2 pseudogenes are annotated in these 290 nt (G+C 53.4%); one reads left to right on the plus strand and one right to left on the minus strand.

The window, feature by feature from the left end:
- Positions 1–209: pseudogene (locus K5E40_RS34610) on the plus strand (hypothetical protein); the annotation flags it as partial.
- Here K5E40_RS34610 and K5E40_RS34615 read toward each other — a convergent pair.
- Positions 206–290: pseudogene (locus K5E40_RS34615) on the minus strand (IS6 family transposase); the annotation flags it as partial. The pseudogenes K5E40_RS34610 and K5E40_RS34615 sit on opposite strands and share 4 nt — an antisense overlap.

The following is a 290-nucleotide window of genomic DNA, read 5'->3' on the forward strand; positions in this document are numbered from 1 at the left end:
ATCGGGTTGAATTACGTGGCCCTGATGGCAACCTGTTGGATTACTGCATTAATGATCGGCTTGCACCGGTCAATCAGGGGGCTATTGTTGATAACAAGCGGCTTGGCCACGTTTTGCAGATGGCTCAGGAAGTACAGACGATGCGGGATGATGGGCTCTGTTGCAAACATGGGGCACGGCCGCGCGGCGTCACCCAGTTGGGGGATTAGGCAGCATTGGCGAAATGCTTATTGAGCATAATCATGGTTTCGGTCAGGGCCGAGGGTCCAATTCCGAATGCTCTTTCAACC

Source organism: Pseudomonas baetica, from assembly GCF_019733355.1.
Taxonomy (GTDB): Bacteria; Pseudomonadota; Gammaproteobacteria; order Pseudomonadales; family Pseudomonadaceae; genus Aquipseudomonas; species Aquipseudomonas baetica_A.